The organism is Enterococcus sp. OL5 (assembly GCF_006491895.1).
In the GTDB taxonomy this organism is placed as follows: Bacteria; Bacillota; Bacilli; order Lactobacillales; family Enterococcaceae; genus Enterococcus_D; species Enterococcus_D innesii.
On the sequence record NZ_VHIL01000015.1, the window covers coordinates 80,777 to 99,200 of the forward strand.

Annotated in this window: 16 protein-coding genes, 1 pseudogene and 1 riboswitch; of the genes and pseudogenes, 2 read left to right on the forward strand and 15 right to left on the reverse strand. The window is 43.5% G+C overall.

Going from position 1 to position 18,424, the window contains the following annotated elements; all coding sequences use genetic code 11:
• Positions 1–30 precede the first annotated feature (30 nt).
• From purB to FJU10_RS15650, 9 genes are all read right to left on the reverse strand, one after another.
• Positions 31–1,329 (reverse strand): adenylosuccinate lyase, encoded by a 1,299-nt coding sequence (gene purB / locus FJU10_RS15610; RefSeq protein ID WP_140966334.1) that lies wholly within the window; start codon positions 1,327–1,329, stop codon positions 31–33.
• 13 nt (positions 1,330–1,342) lie between these two features.
• On the reverse strand, positions 1,343–2,461 hold the full coding sequence (purK, locus tag FJU10_RS15615) for a 5-(carboxyamino)imidazole ribonucleotide synthase (RefSeq protein WP_170924085.1): 1,119 nt from the start codon (positions 2,459–2,461) through the stop codon (positions 1,343–1,345).
• A complete protein-coding gene (gene purE, locus FJU10_RS15620) occupies positions 2,454–2,942 on the reverse strand; it encodes a 5-(carboxyamino)imidazole ribonucleotide mutase (protein ID WP_081118533.1) in 489 nt (162 codons plus the stop codon). The genes purK and purE overlap by 8 nt, the downstream gene beginning before the upstream one ends.
• A gap of 328 nt (positions 2,943–3,270) precedes the next feature.
• Positions 3,271–4,575: a nucleobase:cation symporter-2 family protein gene (locus FJU10_RS15625; RefSeq protein ID WP_081118532.1), complete on the reverse strand. Its 1,305-nt coding sequence runs from the start codon at positions 4,573–4,575 to the stop codon at positions 3,271–3,273.
• Positions 4,575–5,156, reverse strand: a complete 582-nt coding sequence (locus FJU10_RS15630; RefSeq protein WP_081118531.1) for a xanthine phosphoribosyltransferase — start codon at positions 5,154–5,156, stop codon at positions 4,575–4,577. Before FJU10_RS15630 ends, FJU10_RS15625 begins: the two co-directional genes overlap by 1 nt.
• A gap of 76 nt (positions 5,157–5,232) precedes the next feature.
• Positions 5,233–5,330, reverse strand: a riboswitch (purine riboswitch).
• Positions 5,331–5,411: 81 nt separating this feature from the next.
• The gene (locus FJU10_RS15635) at positions 5,412–6,089 is read right to left on the reverse strand and encodes a hydrolase (RefSeq protein WP_077453802.1); all 678 of its coding nucleotides are present in this window, start codon (positions 6,087–6,089) and stop codon (positions 5,412–5,414) included.
• A 20-nt stretch (positions 6,090–6,109) separates the two neighbouring features.
• Positions 6,110–6,715: a glycoside hydrolase family 73 protein gene (locus tag FJU10_RS15640; protein WP_005229997.1), complete on the reverse strand. Its 606-nt coding sequence runs from the start codon at positions 6,713–6,715 to the stop codon at positions 6,110–6,112.
• Complete coding sequence (locus FJU10_RS15645) at positions 6,712–7,722, reverse strand: M15 family metallopeptidase (protein WP_140966351.1); 1,011 nt, start codon at positions 7,720–7,722, stop codon at positions 6,712–6,714. The genes FJU10_RS15640 and FJU10_RS15645 overlap by 4 nt, the downstream gene beginning before the upstream one ends.
• A gap of 31 nt (positions 7,723–7,753) precedes the next feature.
• Positions 7,754–8,257 carry a hypothetical protein gene (locus FJU10_RS15650; protein WP_077453804.1) on the reverse strand — a complete coding sequence of 168 codons (504 nt, stop codon included), beginning with the start codon at positions 8,255–8,257 and terminating at the stop codon, positions 7,754–7,756.
• Between the two features lie 123 nt (positions 8,258–8,380).
• On the opposite strand from FJU10_RS15650, the gene FJU10_RS15655 reads away from it, so the two are divergent.
• Positions 8,381–9,337 (forward strand): Gfo/Idh/MocA family protein, encoded by a 957-nt coding sequence (locus tag FJU10_RS15655; RefSeq protein ID WP_081118529.1) that lies wholly within the window; start codon positions 8,381–8,383, stop codon positions 9,335–9,337.
• Between the two features lie 31 nt (positions 9,338–9,368).
• On the opposite strand, the gene FJU10_RS15660 is transcribed toward FJU10_RS15655, so the two are convergent.
• Positions 9,369–10,331 (reverse strand): aromatic acid exporter family protein, encoded by a 963-nt coding sequence (locus tag FJU10_RS15660; protein WP_077453806.1) that lies wholly within the window; start codon positions 10,329–10,331, stop codon positions 9,369–9,371.
• A 98-nt stretch (positions 10,332–10,429) separates the two neighbouring features.
• On the opposite strand from FJU10_RS15660, the pseudogene FJU10_RS15665 reads away from it, so the two are divergent.
• Positions 10,430–11,028 (forward strand): annotated as a pseudogene (locus FJU10_RS15665) (FUSC family protein).
• Between the two features lie 44 nt (positions 11,029–11,072).
• Here the strand turns inward: FJU10_RS15665 and FJU10_RS15670 are convergent.
• The 5 genes from FJU10_RS15670 to FJU10_RS15690 form a co-directional block, all read right to left on the reverse strand.
• Entirely contained in the window at positions 11,073–14,495 is a 3,423-nt protein-coding gene (locus tag FJU10_RS15670) for an FtsX-like permease family protein (protein WP_140966335.1), read from the reverse strand.
• Positions 14,496–15,197, reverse strand: a complete 702-nt coding sequence (locus FJU10_RS15675; RefSeq protein WP_081118527.1) for an ABC transporter ATP-binding protein — start codon at positions 15,195–15,197, stop codon at positions 14,496–14,498.
• A gap of 159 nt (positions 15,198–15,356) precedes the next feature.
• Entirely contained in the window at positions 15,357–16,196 is an 840-nt protein-coding gene (locus FJU10_RS15680; RefSeq protein WP_140966336.1) for an SDR family oxidoreductase, read from the reverse strand.
• A 122-nt stretch (positions 16,197–16,318) separates the two neighbouring features.
• On the reverse strand, positions 16,319–17,464 hold the full coding sequence (nagA, locus tag FJU10_RS15685; protein ID WP_140966337.1) for an N-acetylglucosamine-6-phosphate deacetylase: 1,146 nt from the start codon (positions 17,462–17,464) through the stop codon (positions 16,319–16,321).
• Between the two features lie 68 nt (positions 17,465–17,532).
• Positions 17,533–18,378, reverse strand: coding sequence for a helix-turn-helix domain-containing protein (locus FJU10_RS15690; protein WP_140966338.1), 846 nt, complete (start codon positions 18,376–18,378; stop codon positions 17,533–17,535).
• Between the last annotated feature and the right edge of the window lie 46 nt (positions 18,379–18,424).

Below are 18,424 nucleotides of genomic sequence, written 5' to 3' on the forward strand. Positions count from 1 at the left end.
AAGACGGATGTCTCAAGGTTGCGGCTTTTTTTATTCGGCTAAACCGACACGTTCAAAAATCGTGTCAACTTGTTTTAAATGATGGTTGTAATCAAACGCATCGTCCAAGTCGGCTTTGGTCAAAACATCCGTGATTGCTGGATCTACTTCTAACAATGGACGGAAATCCGTTTGCTCATCCCAAGCTTGCGCTGTTTTTGGCTGAACCAAGTCATAGGCTTGCTCTCTGGTCATTCCGTGATCGATCAATTTCAACATCACCCGTTGGCTGTAGATCAATCCAAAGGTCGCATTCATATTGCGCTTCATATTCTCTGGGAAAACGGTCAGATTTTTGACGATATTGCCAAAGCGATTCAGCATGTAATCGATCAAAATCGTCGTATCCGGAATAATGATCCGTTCTGCCGATGAATGTGAGATATCCCGTTCATGCCAAAGGGAGACATTTTCATAAGCTGTCACCATATGACCGCGAACGACTCGTGCAAGTCCGGCCATATTTTCAGAACCGATTGGATTACGCTTATGGGGCATGGCAGAAGAACCTTTTTGTCCTTTGGCGAAGAATTCTTCGACTTCCCGCGTTTCTGATTTTTGTAGTCCACGGATCTCGGTGGCAAATTTCTCAATGCTGGTTGCGATCAATGCCATTGCTGAGAAATATTCTGCATGTAGGTCACGAGGCAATACTTGCGTGGAAATATCTTGCGCACGAATCCCTAGTTTTTCACAGACATACTCTTCGACAAACGGAGGGATATTTGCAAAAGTTCCAACGGCACCACTGACCTTGCCCGCTTCGACCCCTTTTGCAGCCCGCTCAAAACGTTCGACATTGCGTTTCATTTCTGAATACCACAAGGCTAATTTCAAGCCGAAGGTCGTTGGTTCCGCATGAACACCATGGGTACGTCCCATCATCACGGTATGCTTGTATTCTTTGGCTTTTTCACCAATGATCGTCACGAAACGGTTCAAATCTTCCCGAATCAAATCGTTGGCTTGTTTCATCAAGTAGCCATACGCCGTATCAACAACATCCGTCGACGTCAAGCCGTAGTGGACCCACTTACTTTCATCCCCCAAAGATTCAGAGACTGCTCGGGTAAAAGCAACCACATCATGTCGCGTTTGCGCTTCGATCTCTAAGATACGGTCGATATCAAAGGATGCTTTTTCACGAATCAATGCAACATCCTCTTTCGGTATCTCACCTAATTCCGCCCAAGCTTCATCAGCTAAAATCTCGACTTCTAGCCACGCTTGGTAGCGATTTTGATCGGTCCAAATAGCACCCATTTCTGGTCTTGTATAACGCTCTAACATGTTTTTATCTCCTTTAATCCCAAATATTGGTTTGATAGATTTCTTCAGTGGTTTCTGCAATATCTTCCGTCAAAATAGTGATATGTCCCATTTTGCGACCGGTTTTTGCTTCATCTTTGCCATAGTAATGAAATTGCCAAGAAGGTTTTGTGGCAATCAACTCATAGGTTTCTGTCAATTCATCGCCTAAGACATTGACCATGACTGCAGGTGAAAGCAAAGAAACTTCCGGCAACGGCCAGCCACAGATGCCGCGGATATGAGCGTCAAACTGACTCATGGAGCAAGCTTCGATCGAATAGTGACCCGAATTATGCGGACGTGGCGCCAATTCATTGACATACAAGCCGCCGCTTTTGGTCAGGAACATCTCGATGGCTAAAACGCCTTGCAGATCCAATGCCTTCGCAATAATATGAGCGATCCGTTTGGCTTCTTCCGCGACTTCTGGATCAATGTGCGCAGGAGCGATCGTTTGATGCAAAATATTGTTGCGATGGATGTTTTCTACCACTGGAAAAGTGGTAAAAGTTTCTCCATTACCAGCAACTAAAATCGACAATTCTTTTTCAAAAGGAATCCATGCTTCTAATTCGCAAGTTCCTTCGCGAAGCAAATTCATGGAAGGCGCCAAATCAGCCGTACTGTAAAGCACGTGCTGTCCTTTTCCGTCATAGCCGCCTCTGGTGGTTTTTAATACACAAGGGTAACCAATGCTGTCGATGGCATCTTGGATGTCTGTTGGGCTGATGATGGTGGCATAAGGTGCAATCACGATATTGTTTGCCTCTAAAAAGGACTTCTCTAATAAACGATCTTGGGTGATTGCTAACAGATCGGTGCCTTGAGGGATATGGGAATAAGGCAAAATAGAGTTCAATGCTTCAACGCTGACATTTTCGAATTCATATGTGATTACATCGGCACGTCGAGCCATTTCTTCTAAAGCAAACACATCATCATAAGCAGCAACAATATGCCAATCAGCGACTTGGGCTGTTGGACAATTGGCAGTAGGGTCTAAAACGCCAACCCGAAAGCCCATTTCTTTGGCACTCATTGCCATCATACGACCTAGCTGTCCTCCGCCAACGATTCCGATCGTTGCGTTGGGCATTAAAGGTTTAATCAAGTTGATCACTACTTTCTAATACGATTTCTTTTAATGTATTTCTTCGTGCGTCTAATTTCTCCGCTATCTCTAAATCATACATGGAAAGCATCTGGGCTGCAAGTAGTCCTGCGTTAGTTGCGCCAGCTTTTCCGATCGCCGTTGTTGCTACTGGTACACCACCTGGCATTTGCACGATCGATAAAAGGGAATCCAAACCATTTAACGCGCGGGATTGCACGGGTACACCAATGACCGGCAATGTTGTTTTAGCTGCCACCATTCCCGGCAAATGGGCTGCTCCCCCTGCTCCTGCAACAATGACTTTGATTCCTTCTGCACGGGCTGTTTCTGCAAATTCGAACATCAAATCTGGTGTACGATGTGCCGAAACGACTTTTTTCTGATAAGGTATCGCTAACTCATCTAAAATCAAGCAGCACTCCTTCATTGTTTCCCAATCTGATTGACTTCCCATAATCACTGCAACTGCTGGTTTCATTCGATTTTCCCTCCAACGATTTTTTACTATTTTCTTCTGAATAAACCTCAGAAGTATATTTTACGAAAATCCTTTTGTTAGCAACCTTTTGTCGCTGCGTCTGAGATATCCCGAAGCCACACGGCTCTGCTAACAATCACTTTCACCTCTAAATAGTAACGAGTAGCCCGTGCATTGTCAAAATATTTTCGAACTATCAACGAAATTTACTTCCCATTGTTCGTTTTTTTCTCAATGATACGTATTCATCAAGTCAGATAACCGATAATAAGAAAAATAAAGGAACAATGCAAAAATCCAGACGAATCCTCGTCTGGATCAAATCAACTTACTGTTGCAAGCTCAATTCCGTCACTTCGTCTGTTTCTTTCGGCAATCCATTGAAGAACAGATTCAAAACAATGGCAGTCAAACTACTCATGACGATCCCATTGCCTGTAAACATTTGAACGGTTTCAGGCATTTGACTGAATAAGGTGGGCATCATATTGAACCCTAAACCAAAACCGATCGATACTGCAATCACTAACAAGTTCTTGTCATTCATAAAATCAACTTTGCTCAGCATTCGCATCCCTTGAACAGCGACCATGCCAAACATCACTAACATGCCGCCCCCCAGTACTGCTTCTGGAATGATTTGCGCAATGGCACCGACTTTTGGAAATAACCCTAATACGATCAAAAAGATAGCTGAAAAGAAAATCGGGCGTCGCGTCTTAATACCTGAAAGTTGAACCAACCCTACGTTTTGTGAAAACCCAGTATAAGGAAACGTATTGAAAATCCCACCAAGAATCACTGCCAAGCCTTCCGCACGATAGCCGCGCTTTAAGTCATTGCCTGTGATCGGTCTCTCAGTGATGTCTCCCAATGCAAAATAAACGCCGGTTGATTCTACCAAGCTAACGATAGAAATAATGATCATCAAGACGATCGACCACAGATCAAAGGTTGGTAAACCGAAATAAAAAGGCTGAGGCAAATGAAAGACAGGCGCATGGGCAATGGCAGAAAGATCCACCAATCCTAAGAGCGCTGCTAGAATAGTCCCACCGATCAAACCGATCAAAACGGCAATCGAGCGAATAAAGCCTTTGCCAAACACCTGCACGCCAATGATCAAGGCAATCGTCACAAAACCTAACAATAAATTCGTGGGATCACCAAAGTTAGCAGCTGCGGCATCCCCTCCACCGATTTTAGTGATGGCAACTGGAATCAAGGTCAAGCCAATGACAGTAATCACCGTTCCCGTCACCAATGGGGGAAACAAGACTTTGATTTTCGAAAAAATGCCAGCGATCAGAACAATGAAAATCCCAGCGGCAATGATCGCTCCGTAAATCGCACTGATCCCTGATTTGGTGCCAATCAAAATCAAAGGGGAGACAGCTTGGATGGCACAGCCTAAAACGACTGGTAGGCCGATCCCGAAAAAGCGGGTAACAACTAATTGCAAAAGCGTAGCGATTCCGCACATGAAAATATCGATCGAGATCAAATACGTCATCTGAGCTTCATTGAAGCCCAGACCTGTTCCAATCAACAAAGGAACGGCAACAGCTCCTGCATACATCGCTAGCAAATGCTGCAAGCCTAAAACTGCTGAACGGCTATTCGTTTCTTTCATTAGGCATCTCCTTCTAAAAAGCTGACTTGTCCCTCAGACAATGAGGCGATCCGTGCTAGTGAAACAACAGGAATCCCCATTTCTTCAAGTAATTGTCGACCACTTTGGAATGATTTTTCAATCACGATACCGATACCGACGACGTTGGCTCCTGCTTGTTGGCACAGTTCGATCAACCCTTTTGCTGCTTGTCCGTTTGCTAAAAAATCATCAATAATCAAGACCGTATCATCTGAAGATAAGAATTTCTTGGAAATCGACACTTGGCTGGTCACTTGCTTGGTAAAGGAATAGACAGATGCAGTCAGTAGCTCTTCATCCATCGTCAGACTCTTTGCTTTACGGGCAAAGATCATTGGTACTTGTAACTGTTCTGCAGTATAGAGTGCTGGTGCGATCCCTGAAGCTTCGATGGTCACTACTTTTGTGATGCCACTTCCTTGAAACCGTTGCGCAAAGACTGTACCGATTTCTTTCATCAACTCATAATCCACTTGGTGGGTCAAAAATTGGTCCACTTTAAGAACCCCTTCGCCCAGCACATTTCCGTGTGTTTTGATACGCTCAACTAATTTTTCCATCCTAGCTCTCCTCGTTCCTTTCTATTCCATCCTGAAAAAAAAGACACTCTTTTTGCCAAAGCAAAAAAAGTGTCTAACAGGCACGATTTTTACTTATAGTCCGATATTTACGGTATCGGGTAGAGACTGTCGACCATATTTCGACGATATACAAGTAATTTTTAATGATAGATTCGATTATGCCTGTCTTTGATTAAAAACACAAGCATGGAATGCCCTTTATAAATAAAAATATTCTCATTTGTGGATCATTTCCTACTCTGGTTTCTCCATATCACGATAGTGCTCCATCTTTTTACTGAAAAGCTCCCCATTGGAAGGTGGCGTGTAGGTGATGGCATTTGCGCCTGCTTCAATCGTTTCTACGATGCTTTCATCGGTTGGTCCACCGGTTGCAATGATCGGCAGCTTCGGATATTTTTTACGGAAGAAAGCCACGGTATCTGCTGTGTCCTTGCCAGCACTGATATTGATGACCTTCACACCAGCTTCAAGCTTGGCATCAATTTCGGTATACTTACTCGTTACGGTACTGATAACGGGAATATCTACAACTTTACAGACTTGCTCCACAGTTTTCAGTGGCGTCGGTCCGTTTAAAACGACCCCGATCGATCCTTGGGCTTCAGCAAACATGCTCATGTAAGACGAGCGAAATCCTTGGGTCAAGCCCCCGCCGACACCAGAAAACACTGGAATGTCCGCTGCTTCGATGATTGCTTTCGTAATTGCTGGGTGCGGTGTAAAGGGATAGACCGCAATCACAGCATCCGCATTTGTATTACGGATGATCGCAATATCCGTAGTGAAAATAATGGAGCGGATTTGTTTGCCAAATATTTGAATACCGCTAGCCTCTCGAATAACTTTAGGCACTTTCACGATATCTTTGCGTAAATCAGTGGTGATTTTTGGCATATATTTTTCTTCCATAAGCAGCCAACTCTCTTTTCTTATTGATCAAATCGATTCAATTGGTAGGTTTCAATGACTTGAATGATTTTGCTGGCATAATCTGGATCCGTTGCATACCCTGCATCTTGTAAGGCTTGTGCGGCACTGCGGTAGTCGTTTGCTGTCAAGACATTTACATAGAGTGCAGGATTCCAATCCACACCATTTACAAATAACATCGTATGATCATCCATTGATTCTTCCCAAGTGTCATAGACACGAAAATCTCCCTGAATCGTGACCCATTCTCCATTATAAAACTCTTGGGTATCTAATGTCACCTTTTTTGAATGACCAAACGACTTGATGCCAAATAAATTATTGTATTCGCTGGCTAGAGAACTCTGACCCCAATCTGATTCAAGGATCGCCTGCCCGATTATGATACTTGGTAAAATCCCGTAGCCCTTTTGCAGTTCTTGTGCGTAAGGAGCGATGCGATCAATAAATTCTTCATGGGAGATGGCTTCCGTGTTTGTTTCTTCCTCTTTTGGAAGGGGGTCTGCCAAACTATTCAAGGAAAAAATAAAAGCAATCCCAATCAAGAATAACCCTAGAAAGACTAATGGGAAACGAGTCTTCTGTTTTTTTCGTCTTGCGCTCATTTTTTCACTTCCTTTGTCTGACTAAACACATTTTCAGAAAACAAATTGCCTCCATTCAGCAACAACTCATCTTGTGTAAGCTCACTGCTTTCCTGACTTTTAGCAAGAGACCCCTCATAGATCCAGTCCTCTGCCAAAGGATCTTCCCATTCGTGAGAGGACAGTTCTGCTTCTTTTCGAGCGATGTGTTCTTTTGCTTCTTCGAGAAACTCTTCAAAGGTCATCTCATGTTCCTCAATGTATGTCGCCACTTCGACTCCTACATATCTTAGATGCCATGGCTCATAATCGATTTGGGTTATATCATGTTTTCCTTTCGGATAACGGATGATAAACCCATACTCCCTTGCATGAGCTTGTAACCATTTTCCCCCATCAGTATCACCGAACCCCTCATTGAGCAGTTCACCTGTATGATTTTGATACCAGTCCTGATCGACGACATCAACAGCAAGCCCAGTATGGTGTTCGCTATACCCGGGTTCAGTAAAGGTCAGTTTCGTGATACGAATTGCTTCTTCTTTTGTATGACCTTGACTCATTAGGGTGTGGACATTGGCATTGAATATCTCCTCTTGATACGCTACTGAACGGTAGGCAGAGACCAGCGCCAAAGGATGTCCTGCAGCTTTTGCAGCGTCTGCCAGCTTTTCATATGCGGATACGATGCGTTGATCGACGAGATAGCCATTCGACAACTTCCCCAAATCTTTTTGGGCAATTTCCTTTTCGATTTTATTGCTTGGTCCTACCAAAACCAATGACCAATCATCCAATGAAACGGTTGGGAAATTCTCTTCGTTCACTTCATCACTAACAGCTGCCTGCTCTTGGGCATCTTCTGCGCTTCCCATAGAAGCTTGACTGCTGGATTCTGTTGTTGCGCTCGTCACCGTTTGATCGGTAGAACGAGCGATGTTTCCATTCTTAGTTGGGGTGACTGCGGTCACCCGGTTCACTTGAATGGTTAAAAGAACCAAGAACAAGAAGCCCGCCGCCGCAGCCATTCCATAATACTTTTTCAAAAAACCCCTACCTTTAATTATAAGTTTCTTCCAAATTCTCTTTGACCCACTCTAACAGTTCGATTTTTTCATTGCGAATTTGCTGTTGAACAATAGCCGGCAAACGGAAGTTTAATATATCATCATAACCCCATTCATCATACGTAATACTGACTCTCAAATCAAGGTATTGGGCTGTTTCTTCAGATTCTGTTAACAATTCGACTTTCGCTAAATCACTAGCTAACCACGTTCTGGCGATTTGCGTCTTCATTTTTTTGAACTCGACGACCGCTTGATTGCGTTTTTCTGGATAAATCACAGTCTGTCGAATGATTTTTTGGATCAGCATCCATTCATAATCCGAAAACAACAGCTTCACTTTCTGATTTTCAGCAGGTGACAGACTCATTGTGCCGTTTTTCCATGCTTCCCACTGTTCCTCAGTAATACCTAAATGCGTCTCATAAAACTGTTTTTCTGATGTGTATTGCTCAATGATCGTATTTAAAATAATGGCAATTGATACATTATGCATATGTTATCCCTCCTCTTCTATATTTTACTGAAAGTCTGTCATAATGGAAACTTTTTGCGATTGTTTTTGATTATTTTAAAGAATTGATTTCTTTTGTTATACTAAATACGAAGGAGATGATCAATGATGAAAAAATACCGTTGGGGAATGATTGGCCTTGGAGATATCGCAACGCAATTTGCTGCTGGCTTTTCTAATGAAGCAAGTGAACTGTATGGGGTCAGTGCCCGCAGTCTCGCTAAAGTCCAAGCCTTTGCCGAAAAATATGCTATTCCCCATGCTTATGAAAGCACAGATGCCATGTTGGAAGATCCACAGATCGACATTGTTTATATTGCTGTACCTAATGATCTTCATCATGAATTTATTATGAAAGCTCTAATGGCAGGAAAACATGTCCTCTGCGAAAAAGCCATCACCACCAGTGCCGATGAGCTGGCGGAAGAACTAGCTTTAGCCAAAGAAAAAAATCTAGTCTTAGAAGAAGCAATGACGATTTTCAATATGCCGGTTTACGCCCGGTTGAAAGAAGAGATCGATGCCGGACGCTTAGGAAAATTAAAAATGATCCAAGCGCCATTTGGCAGCTACAAAGATCCAGATCCAAGCAATCGTTTCTTTAATCCAGATTTAGGCGGCGGTGCTTTGTTGGATATTGGTACGTATGCTGTTTCATTTGCCCGCTTTTTCATGACGGATACACCAGAAGTGACATTTAGTAGCATGAAACCCTTCTCTACAGGGGTGGATGAACAATCAGTCACGATCCTGCAAAATCCAGCCGATGAAATGGCTAGTGTCACGCTGACTTTCCAAGCGAAAATGCCTAAAACCGGTATCGTCGCTTTCGAAGAAGGATACATTACCGTAGATGAATACCCTCGTGCGGACAAAGCCGTGATTCATTTCCGCGATGGAACAAATGAAGTGATTGAAGCGGGCGACAGCAGTCAAGCCCTTAATTATGAAATTGCGAATATGATCAAAGCCATCGACGGCGAAATCAAAGGATCGATCCACTTGACCACCGATGTCATTGATGTTTTGGATCAAATGCAAGCTTTTTGGGAACAGCAGTAAAAATGAAAAGACTCCTTTGCGGGAGTCTTTTTTAACGTTCCATAGTTTCAATCTGTTCAGAAAAGTCGGCTTTAATTTCAATAAAACTTTTAAAAGTTTGCAGAAACTGAAACAACTGAGCGCGATTTTCAAATTCTGCTCTTGTTTGGGGCAATGGCTTTTGTCGATAATCTTCATAAAGCGCAGCGATTTTTGCCAAGATTTCTTTGCCATTGTTGTTTTCATGAAAGGACTCAGCGGTAAAGGATAGTAGCTCTTGAAACGCATTTGTATAGGCTTCTTCTACCCAAAATAATTGTAAAAGATCAACCATTTCCAAGAGTAAGCGGGCTTGGCTTTGCCGCATAGTAAAGTACTCTTCATAATAGGAGCCTTCTCCTCGCCATTGATTTTCGCTATGAACCATCGCTTGCTGCTTGCCCTGTTTGATCTCTCCTAACAGTGCTTGACAGACATGGGGAAGCGTCGCTTTTTCTTTTTCTGTTAACGCGATCGACATATCTTTTAAAAGACTTTTAAACGTTTCTTCCACCAACTGCTGTTTTTCTTTCAATGCCCGTTCGCCGTCTGGCATATACAAGTTAAATAAAAGTGCAAAGCCGATGCCAATACTCATCAACAAAAAAGCATTTCCAATCAGTGGCCAAGCAAACGAACGTTCCATCATATAATGGGTCACCAAGACCGAATTGACCACGATCCCATCGGTTAATTTGAAAGAGACTGCCGTCGGAATAAATAGGAAGAGAAAAAGAACAAAGCCCAGCGGACCAAAGCCTAAAAGATGGAAGCTGACAAAAGCTAAGAGCGTCGCGATCGCCAAGGAGACCAAACGACCGATCCCTGTAAAGAGCGAGGTTTTCTTTGTATTCCCTACACTCAAAATTGCGATGATCCCTGCTGCTGGTGCATACAATAGACCGATCTGCTGTGCCAGAAACATGGACAAGCCCGCAGCAATTGCCGTCTTGACTGTTCTCAATCCGATTTTCATTTTTGTCACCTCCTTTGAAAAGTATACTAAATTGTGAGGAATAAGACTAGAATTTCTCAACCGCTTTGGGTATGATTAAGTAAAGGGGGCATTCTACCATGAAACTGGGGCGTTTTCGCTTAGGTATGCGAACGATAAAAACAGCCATCGCTGTCATGCTTTGTATCCTGCTCTTTCATTTCCTTGATCGCGGCCAGCCTTTGATTGCTGCCTTATCTGCTGTCTTTTCATTGCGGCAAGACCTGACCACAACGATCTCTTTTGGGAAATCACGGGTGTTAGGAAATACGATCGGTGGCGGTACAGCTATTTTTTATTTTTTAACCAAGCAATATTTTCAAAATGACTTTCTGATCGAATTGTTTGTCCTGCCCGCACTGGTCATTTTTGTTATCGTTTTTCAGATGGCATCAATAACAATTCTGGCATTATCTCTGCCATAGCAACGATGCTTTTGATCACTTCCAGTGTCCCTCAAGGGGAATCGATCATCTTTGCATTGGACCGTGTACTTGATACTTTTATTGGCACCTTAGTAGCCTTGTCGATCAATTTCGTTATTCGACCGCCTGAGGAAGAGAAAAAGGATGAGATCCAAGAAGATCTGGTCGTTCTAAGGCAAAAAGAACTTGAACTAAAAGCCATGCTAGAAGAAGTTCAAGGGGAAATCTCTGAACAAGAAAAACAAGACAAATAAAAACAGCCTTTTTCCAGAATGCTTCTGAAAAAAGGCTGTTTTTGTTACTCATTGGCTTTCAAGGCATCAATCATATTGACATGTTTCAACTTGAAATACATCGCGATCCCTACCACGCCTGAAAACAAGCAGGTCAATCCAGCGGCATACACATAGCTCATTGGTTCGACTGTCGGTGAAAACATAGCGATATCGACTTCAATGGTCTGTAGGACAAATTGATGCTGAAGCACCCCTAATAATAAACCAAATGCAATGCCGAAGATCGTCAGAAAGATATTTTCTCGAAAGACGTACATCGTCACTTCTCGATCATAAAAGCCTAACACTTTGATGGTCGACAACTCTCGAATGCGTTCCGCTATATTGATGTTGTTCAAGTTATACAACACGATAAAGGCTAATGCTCCTGCTGACGAGATCAAGATCCAAATAACGATGTTCAAGGTTGCTGTCGTGTCATCCAAGGCATCTGCTGAAGCTGAAAGGAAGGAAACATTGATGATATTGTCTTGTGCCATCAGGTCAGCTGCGATCGCTTCTTCTTCCGTTTTACTTAAGTGCTGATTGAATTTCAATAATTCACTGTTGTAAGAAGGCGTTTCCTGAAAAACTTTTTCGTACATTTCAGGTGTCAAATAAGCAAAATGCCCCGTGTAGTTTTCTGCAATGGCAGCTACCTCTAGTTGAAATTCTTCGCCGCTTTCATTCGTTAACGTCAGGGTGTCCCCCACTGATAAACCAAACAACTTAGCAAGTTTTTCATTGATGATCGCACCATCTTTTCCTAGTTCGTAAGCTTCTCCTGAAACCCGATCATTCAAGTGGACAAATCTCGATAGAGCCGCAGGATCTTCTGGCACGGTTACGGTCACTTCTTGCTGCGTCACCCCCGGTTGAGCCAACATCAGGCTTTCGGTATGCAAGAACAATCCTTCGTCAAAACCGTCGATTTCTTCTGCAGCAGCTTTTGTTTCATTCATTGCCTGGGAGTCCTCGTCATCAAAGGTGATCACTGCCTGATATTGCCAGATCTTCTCAAACTGTAAAGGAATGATATTGCTGATGGAATCTCTTAAGCCAAATCCAGTCAAGATCATGGACGTACATCCGGCGATCCCTAAGATGGTCATGAGCATTCTTGACTTGTAGCGAAACAAGTTTCGCATTGTAACTTTTTGAATAAAACTTAAATGCCGCCATAAAAAAGTGATTCTTTCTAAGAGAATTCGTTTTCCTGTTTTTGGCGCCTTGGGTCTTAGCAAGGAAGCCGATGACTGTCTTAAATCAAAACGTAAAACCAGTAGCGCGATACCGATGGTACAAAGCAAGCTGACTCCCACAGCAATCAATGAAAGCCGCAAATACCATGGGGTGTCATACTCCGTGAGATTGTATAGCGGTCCATAAGCTTGAATGATGATTGCTGGAAAAAAGGAAAAGCCTACTGCTAGACCCAATACAGCACCTGTGATGCCTGCTGCAGAGGAATATAGTAAGAACTTCTGGCCAATTTCCCAGTTACGATAGCCTAGTGCTTTCAACGTTCCGATCTCACTGCGTTTTTCATCGATCATCCGCGTCATAGTGGTTAGACTCACTAAGGCTGCGATCAAAAAGAAAATGACAGGAAAAATCGTGGCTAAAGACGAAACGCGTTCCGCATTGTCTTGATACTCTGAATAACCAGGATTGGCATCCCGATTTGCTACACGATAAACTGCCGGTTTTAGCTCCAACAATTCTTGCTCTTTTTCCGCAACTTCTTTTTTGGCATCTTCAAGTTTTTCGCGTTCTTTGGGCGCTCTTTCTTTAAATTCAGCAAGCTTTTCTTGAAGGGTTGCTTCGTTTTCTTGGTATTCCAGCCAGCCCTTGTCTAGCAAAGACCGACCATTGGCTTGCTCAGAAGCTAAAGTCTCCCGAGCAACACTCAGCTGCGATTCTCCTTGAGTGATCTGGGTCTGCGCCTGTGCCAATTCTTGGCGTCCGGCACTGATTTGGCCCCAACCAGCGTTGACTTGCTGCTGTGCCTGCTGAAGTTGCGCTTCTTGTTCATTGATTGCAGCCAGTTGTGCGCTTAATTGGGCACGTTGTTGCTCACCTTCGGTAATGAGTGGATTTAATGTATCTTCAGCTGCCGTCAGCATAGTAGCAATCATCGTTTCATCGATTTCCTCCAGGTCAGGAATCGGACCAATGACATCTGTCGGCAGGTTCAACTGTGCCAGAGCGGCCGTTACTTGTGCATAGACGGTAGGCAGCTGGGCCATTTGCTCCTCTGCAGAAAGTTGACCCACACTTTTGATTTGATCCATGCCTTGGTATGCCAGAGCAAGTTGCTCCTCCACTTGTTGGACGCCATTTTGTAGTTCGGTTTTTTGTGCCGAAATAGGCGCTAATTGGTCTTGGGCCGATTTTATTTGGGCTTCTTGCTGAAGCAACGCTTGTTCGCTTTGATCTAGCAGTCGTTGGTTTTCCGCCAATGCTTGCTTGCCCTCAGCTATTTTTTGTGCTTCACTAGTCAACTGCTCTTGGGCAGCTTGAATTTTTGCCTGGAAGACTGCTTCTTGTTCCGTCAGTTCCCGGTGCGCCTGTGCTAATTTTTCTTGTGCGTCGTCGAGTTCCCTTTGTGCTTCTTGCAGAGCCTTTTCTCCGTCGCGGATCTGTTCTTTGGCTTCGTCAATGGCTGGTTGTGCTTCATCGATCAGCTCTTGTCTGCGTCCTTGCGCCCGAGGAGCCAACTTTTTCTCAACTTCATCACTTATTTGATCTCTTTTCGTCTGATACGCTTCTGAATAGCTTTCCATTTGAGATAAGTCATCAAAGCGAACTAAAATTCGAGCGTACGCACTTTCTTTAAAATCCTCCTCAGGAATCACCGCAAAGTAATCCACGGTCCCATTACCAACGGTACTGTTCCCCCGATGAAAGTTCTCAATATATTCAGGACTATTGACAAAGCCCACGATCGTGAAGGTATGGGTTTTTAATTGATTTTCGCCACTTTCTGGTAACTCAAAGGATTCATTTAATTCGAAACTACCACTATTTTGCGCCGCTTGATCTAAGGCGATTTCCCCTGATTTTTGTGGCAATCGACCAGAAGTCACCTCATATTGATTGACAGGTCGTTCAGTTGAAAGAGAGAAGACACGAATCACAGCACGATGATTTTCGGCATTGATATCGGCGATCTGCTCCGCCTCAACCGCCTTAACACCAGGCATTTCCTCAATGATTTGGCGATCCGTATCCGACAACCCCAAAGTTGAAGCAATCGTGAGGTCGGCTAATTGTTGGCGAGAAAAGTAATCTTCAGCAGCTTGTTTCATATTAGGGCCGGTGGCGCTGATCCCGACAAAAAAAGCGACTCCTAAAAAGATAATGCCTAAAATGGACAGAAACCGCCCGGGTGCTTGTCTAATTTCACGTAAACTGGAACGTAATAATGTTTTTTTCATAGGCATTTACCAAGAAATAGAGGCAATTGGAATCGGATGAGTATTTTTTTCCATCTTGCGAACCTTTGCATCATTGATATGGATCACGCGATCCGCCATGGGAGCCAATGCACTGTTATGTGTAATGATCAAAACGGTCGTCCCGGTCTCGCGAGCTGTTTTTTCTAAAATAGCCAAAATCTGTTTTCCTGTTTCATAGTCAAGTGCCCCAGTTGGTTCATCACAAAGCAGCAGTTTGGGCTTCTTGGCTATGGCACGAGCGATCGTGACCCTTTGCTGTTCACCGCCAGACAATTGTGCAGGAAAGTGATCCAAGCGATCACCTAATCCAACTTGGGTCAAAATCTCAGCTGCATCAAGTGCTTCGGGTACGATTTGTGCCGATAGTTCCACATTTTCTCTAGCCGTCAAATTCGGCACCAAATTATAAAATTGAAAGACAAATCCGACGTCTTTGCGACGATAGGTCGTTAGTTGTTTAGCATCAAAGCTAGCAATATCGGTTCCATCGACAATCACTTGGCCGCTGTCGCATTGATCCATCCCGCCTAGTATGTTCAATACGGTGGATTTACCGGCACCACTAGGTCCAAGGATCAGCGCGATCTCGCCTTTCTCTACGGAAAAAGAAACGCCATCATTGGCAGCAATCACCGTATCGCCCATTGTGTATTTCTTCACTTCTTTCACTACATCAATATAACTCATTTTATTCCTCCAAGAATTCCAGCGCCGCATGCGCTTTCTCGCTTATCAGTGTATCACATTTTTTCCCTTGAAAGAAACCGCAAAAAAGCAGCACAAGGTCGTGCTGCTAAAAACAAGACATTTATTCAAAGTGATCCAGATTGGCAAAAGCAAAACAAATCATTTTGTGTGGTCCGCAATTCTTTGTTGCGTTTCTTGCCAAAGTTTCTGTGCTTGTTGCTGCTCCTTCGTGATCTCGGTTGGGACTGCTTGACGATCAACAAAGTAGTGGCCACTGATCCCCGCAACGTCTGGACTTAGCGCTAAGTAAATCGCTGTATCTGCCCCTTCTTCGGCTGTTTTAAAAAAAGGCGTCAACATTTTATAAATAGATTGACCAAATCCTGTTTGTCGACTGACCCCTAAGCTCGTCGCCACAGCTCCCGGATGCAAGGCATTAGCAGTAACGGTCGTATTGCGTAGCTGAAACGCAAGCGCATCTGTAAATAAAATCAGGGCTTTTTTTGAGCGGCCATATTCCCGCCAAGGGAAAAAATCCGGTACATCGAAAAAGCGCTGATCCTTTTTCTTTACAAATTTGTAGGCACCGGATGCCACATTGACGATCCTGCCGGCATCGGCACGCTTCAATAGAGGTAGTAACTGGCGGGTCAGTTCAAAGTGACCCACGTAATTCACTCCCAGCATTTGCTCGAATCCATCGGTCGTTTGTTCTTTTTTTAGGTTCACGATGCCTGCATTATTGATCAGTACATCCAATTTCTTAAAGCGGGCGTTGATTTCGGCGGCTGACTTGCGCACACTAGCCAGTGACCCCAAATCACCGATCACTAGATCGATGTTTGAATTGCCTGTCTCTTCCTTCAAACGTTGCTGTGCTGCCTGTCCTCGTTCGGCAGAACGGCAATACAAAATCACATGCATCCCTGCTTTTGCTAACTGTTTGGCTGTTGCAAAGCCCATGCCGGCATTGGCGCCGGTTACTAAAATCGTCTTCAAATCCCAATCATCTCCTTCATAGGATGTCGTTTTCTTTCATCATAACTGAAAACAAAAAAATCTGCTTAAAAAACAGATCAAGAGAAGCTCTCTTCTTGTTTCTTTAAGCAGATTGTTTCATTTTACGCTTGGTAGCGGCAGACACCATCTAAATAGGTGGCTGTTACATTCATTTCTTGATCCAAAACGATAAAGTCAGCTGGGCGACCTTCTTTGATCATGCCGCAAGCATGGTCAATTTTGCAACTAATTGCTGGAATCAAGCTGGCCATCATAACCGCTTCTTGAGGGGTAGCGATTCCCCAGTCTACTACATTTTTCACAGCTTCTTTTAGTTTCAAAATGCTGCCGGCAAGATTGCCAGTTTCCATCCGAGCCGTTCCATCTTTCACCACTACTGGAAATTCTCCTAAAATGTAATCACCGTCTGGCATGCCGCCAGCCATCATACAGTCAGTGATCAAGGCAACATGGTCGTGACCAGCTTTTTCCATCAAAATCTCTGCTGCTTGAGGATGCACATGGTGGCCATCACAAATCAACTCTGAAAAAACTTCTTTTAATGAAAGTAGGGCACCAACCATTCCAGGCTCGCGATGGTTTAATCCGCGCATTCCGTTGAAGGCATGAACAAAAACGCTAGCCCCCGCTTCAACTGCTGTTTGCGCTTCTTGTAATGTACCGTTACTATGGCCTAGAGCAACCACTACGCCTTCTTCCGTCACTTGCGAAACAAATTCCTTCACACCTTCGCGCTCAGGAGCCAAGGCGATTTTCTTGATAATTCCACCAGAAGCTTCTTGCCATTCATGGAAGGTATCGATATCAGGATCACCAAAATAAATCGGATTTTGTGCACCTTTGTGTTCCTCAGTAAAGAATGGGCCTTCAAAATAGATTCCTTGGATTTTTGCTCCTGTAACTTCGTCTTTGACTTTCCCAACGGTTTCTGCTACATCACGCAACCGTTCTTTGCTTGATGTTAAGGTTGTTGGTAAGAAAGATGTCACACCGCAAGACAAAAGACCTTCTGACATGGCTTTGATGCCCTCTGCATCGTTGTCCATCACATCATGGTTCATAAACCCGTGGATATGAGTATCCACAAGACCCGGTGCTACCCATTTGCCTGAATAATCTTCTACGTCTGCACCAGCAGGGACTTCATCAACGATCGCGCCGAATTTCCCCTCCTTGACCTCCAAGTAACCAGGGCCATGAACCGCTGATTTCAGAAAGAATTTGTCTGCGTAAATATATTTATTCATCTTGATCGCTCCTCTATTTCTTTTCTTCCTTAAAATTACTCTTATTTGCAGCAGAAGTCAAGAAAGGTCTACACCACTTTATCAGATTGGCGAATATCCATGACGGCACGATACAGTTGAAAACTTTTTTCAGCCGCTTTTTCTTCTTTTAGTCTTTGAAGCAATTGTCCTTTTAGTTCAAACAATTCTTCTAGAAAATACAAGCTATTTTTCTCTCTCGCTAGGGCAATGCCTTCGTTGGTTACTTTTAGTGCGAGACAGTCTTCCTGTTGTTCCTTCAGAAAGACCGCATAATTGTAATAAATTTTGGTCAACGCCGTAGATAGACGTTCCGGTGGCAAAGCATGCATGGCATCATAAGCTTTTTCTAGATAAAAGCGTGCTTCACCCAATTGTAGCAAGTCACTGTAGACGCGCCCCATGCAACTAAGAATGCGAATTTCCATCACGGAAACATTGGTTTTATCCTGTTGATAGGAATAGGCCAATCCTTTTTTTAATGCCTCGAGGGCGGTATCATAGTTTCGATCGAGAAAATAATCGCAACTTCCTAAGTAGTAGTAATACATTTGCATATCCGAATCTAAATACAGATACTCTTTGATTGCCTTGTCTTCCATTTTTTCCCGCATTTCTCGAAACTGTTTATGGACAAAATGCGATTCGATTTCCGCAAAAATTTGATTGGTTTTGTTGATCTCTTCCGAATGAAGCATCATCACTTGATCCAAGGTGACACCTAAACGTTGACAGATTTGATACATCACCCAGACATTGGGCAGCTCTTCATTGTTTTCAATACGGCTTAAAACACTTTGCGAACAAATATCTTCCGCTAACATCTTCTGTGTCATCTTTCGTTTTAGACGAATAGTACGGATGATTTGACCAAAAGATTCTTCTTTTTTCTTCATGATCGTCCTCCATGGGAAATTCTTATAAGAACCGAACGTTTCTTGT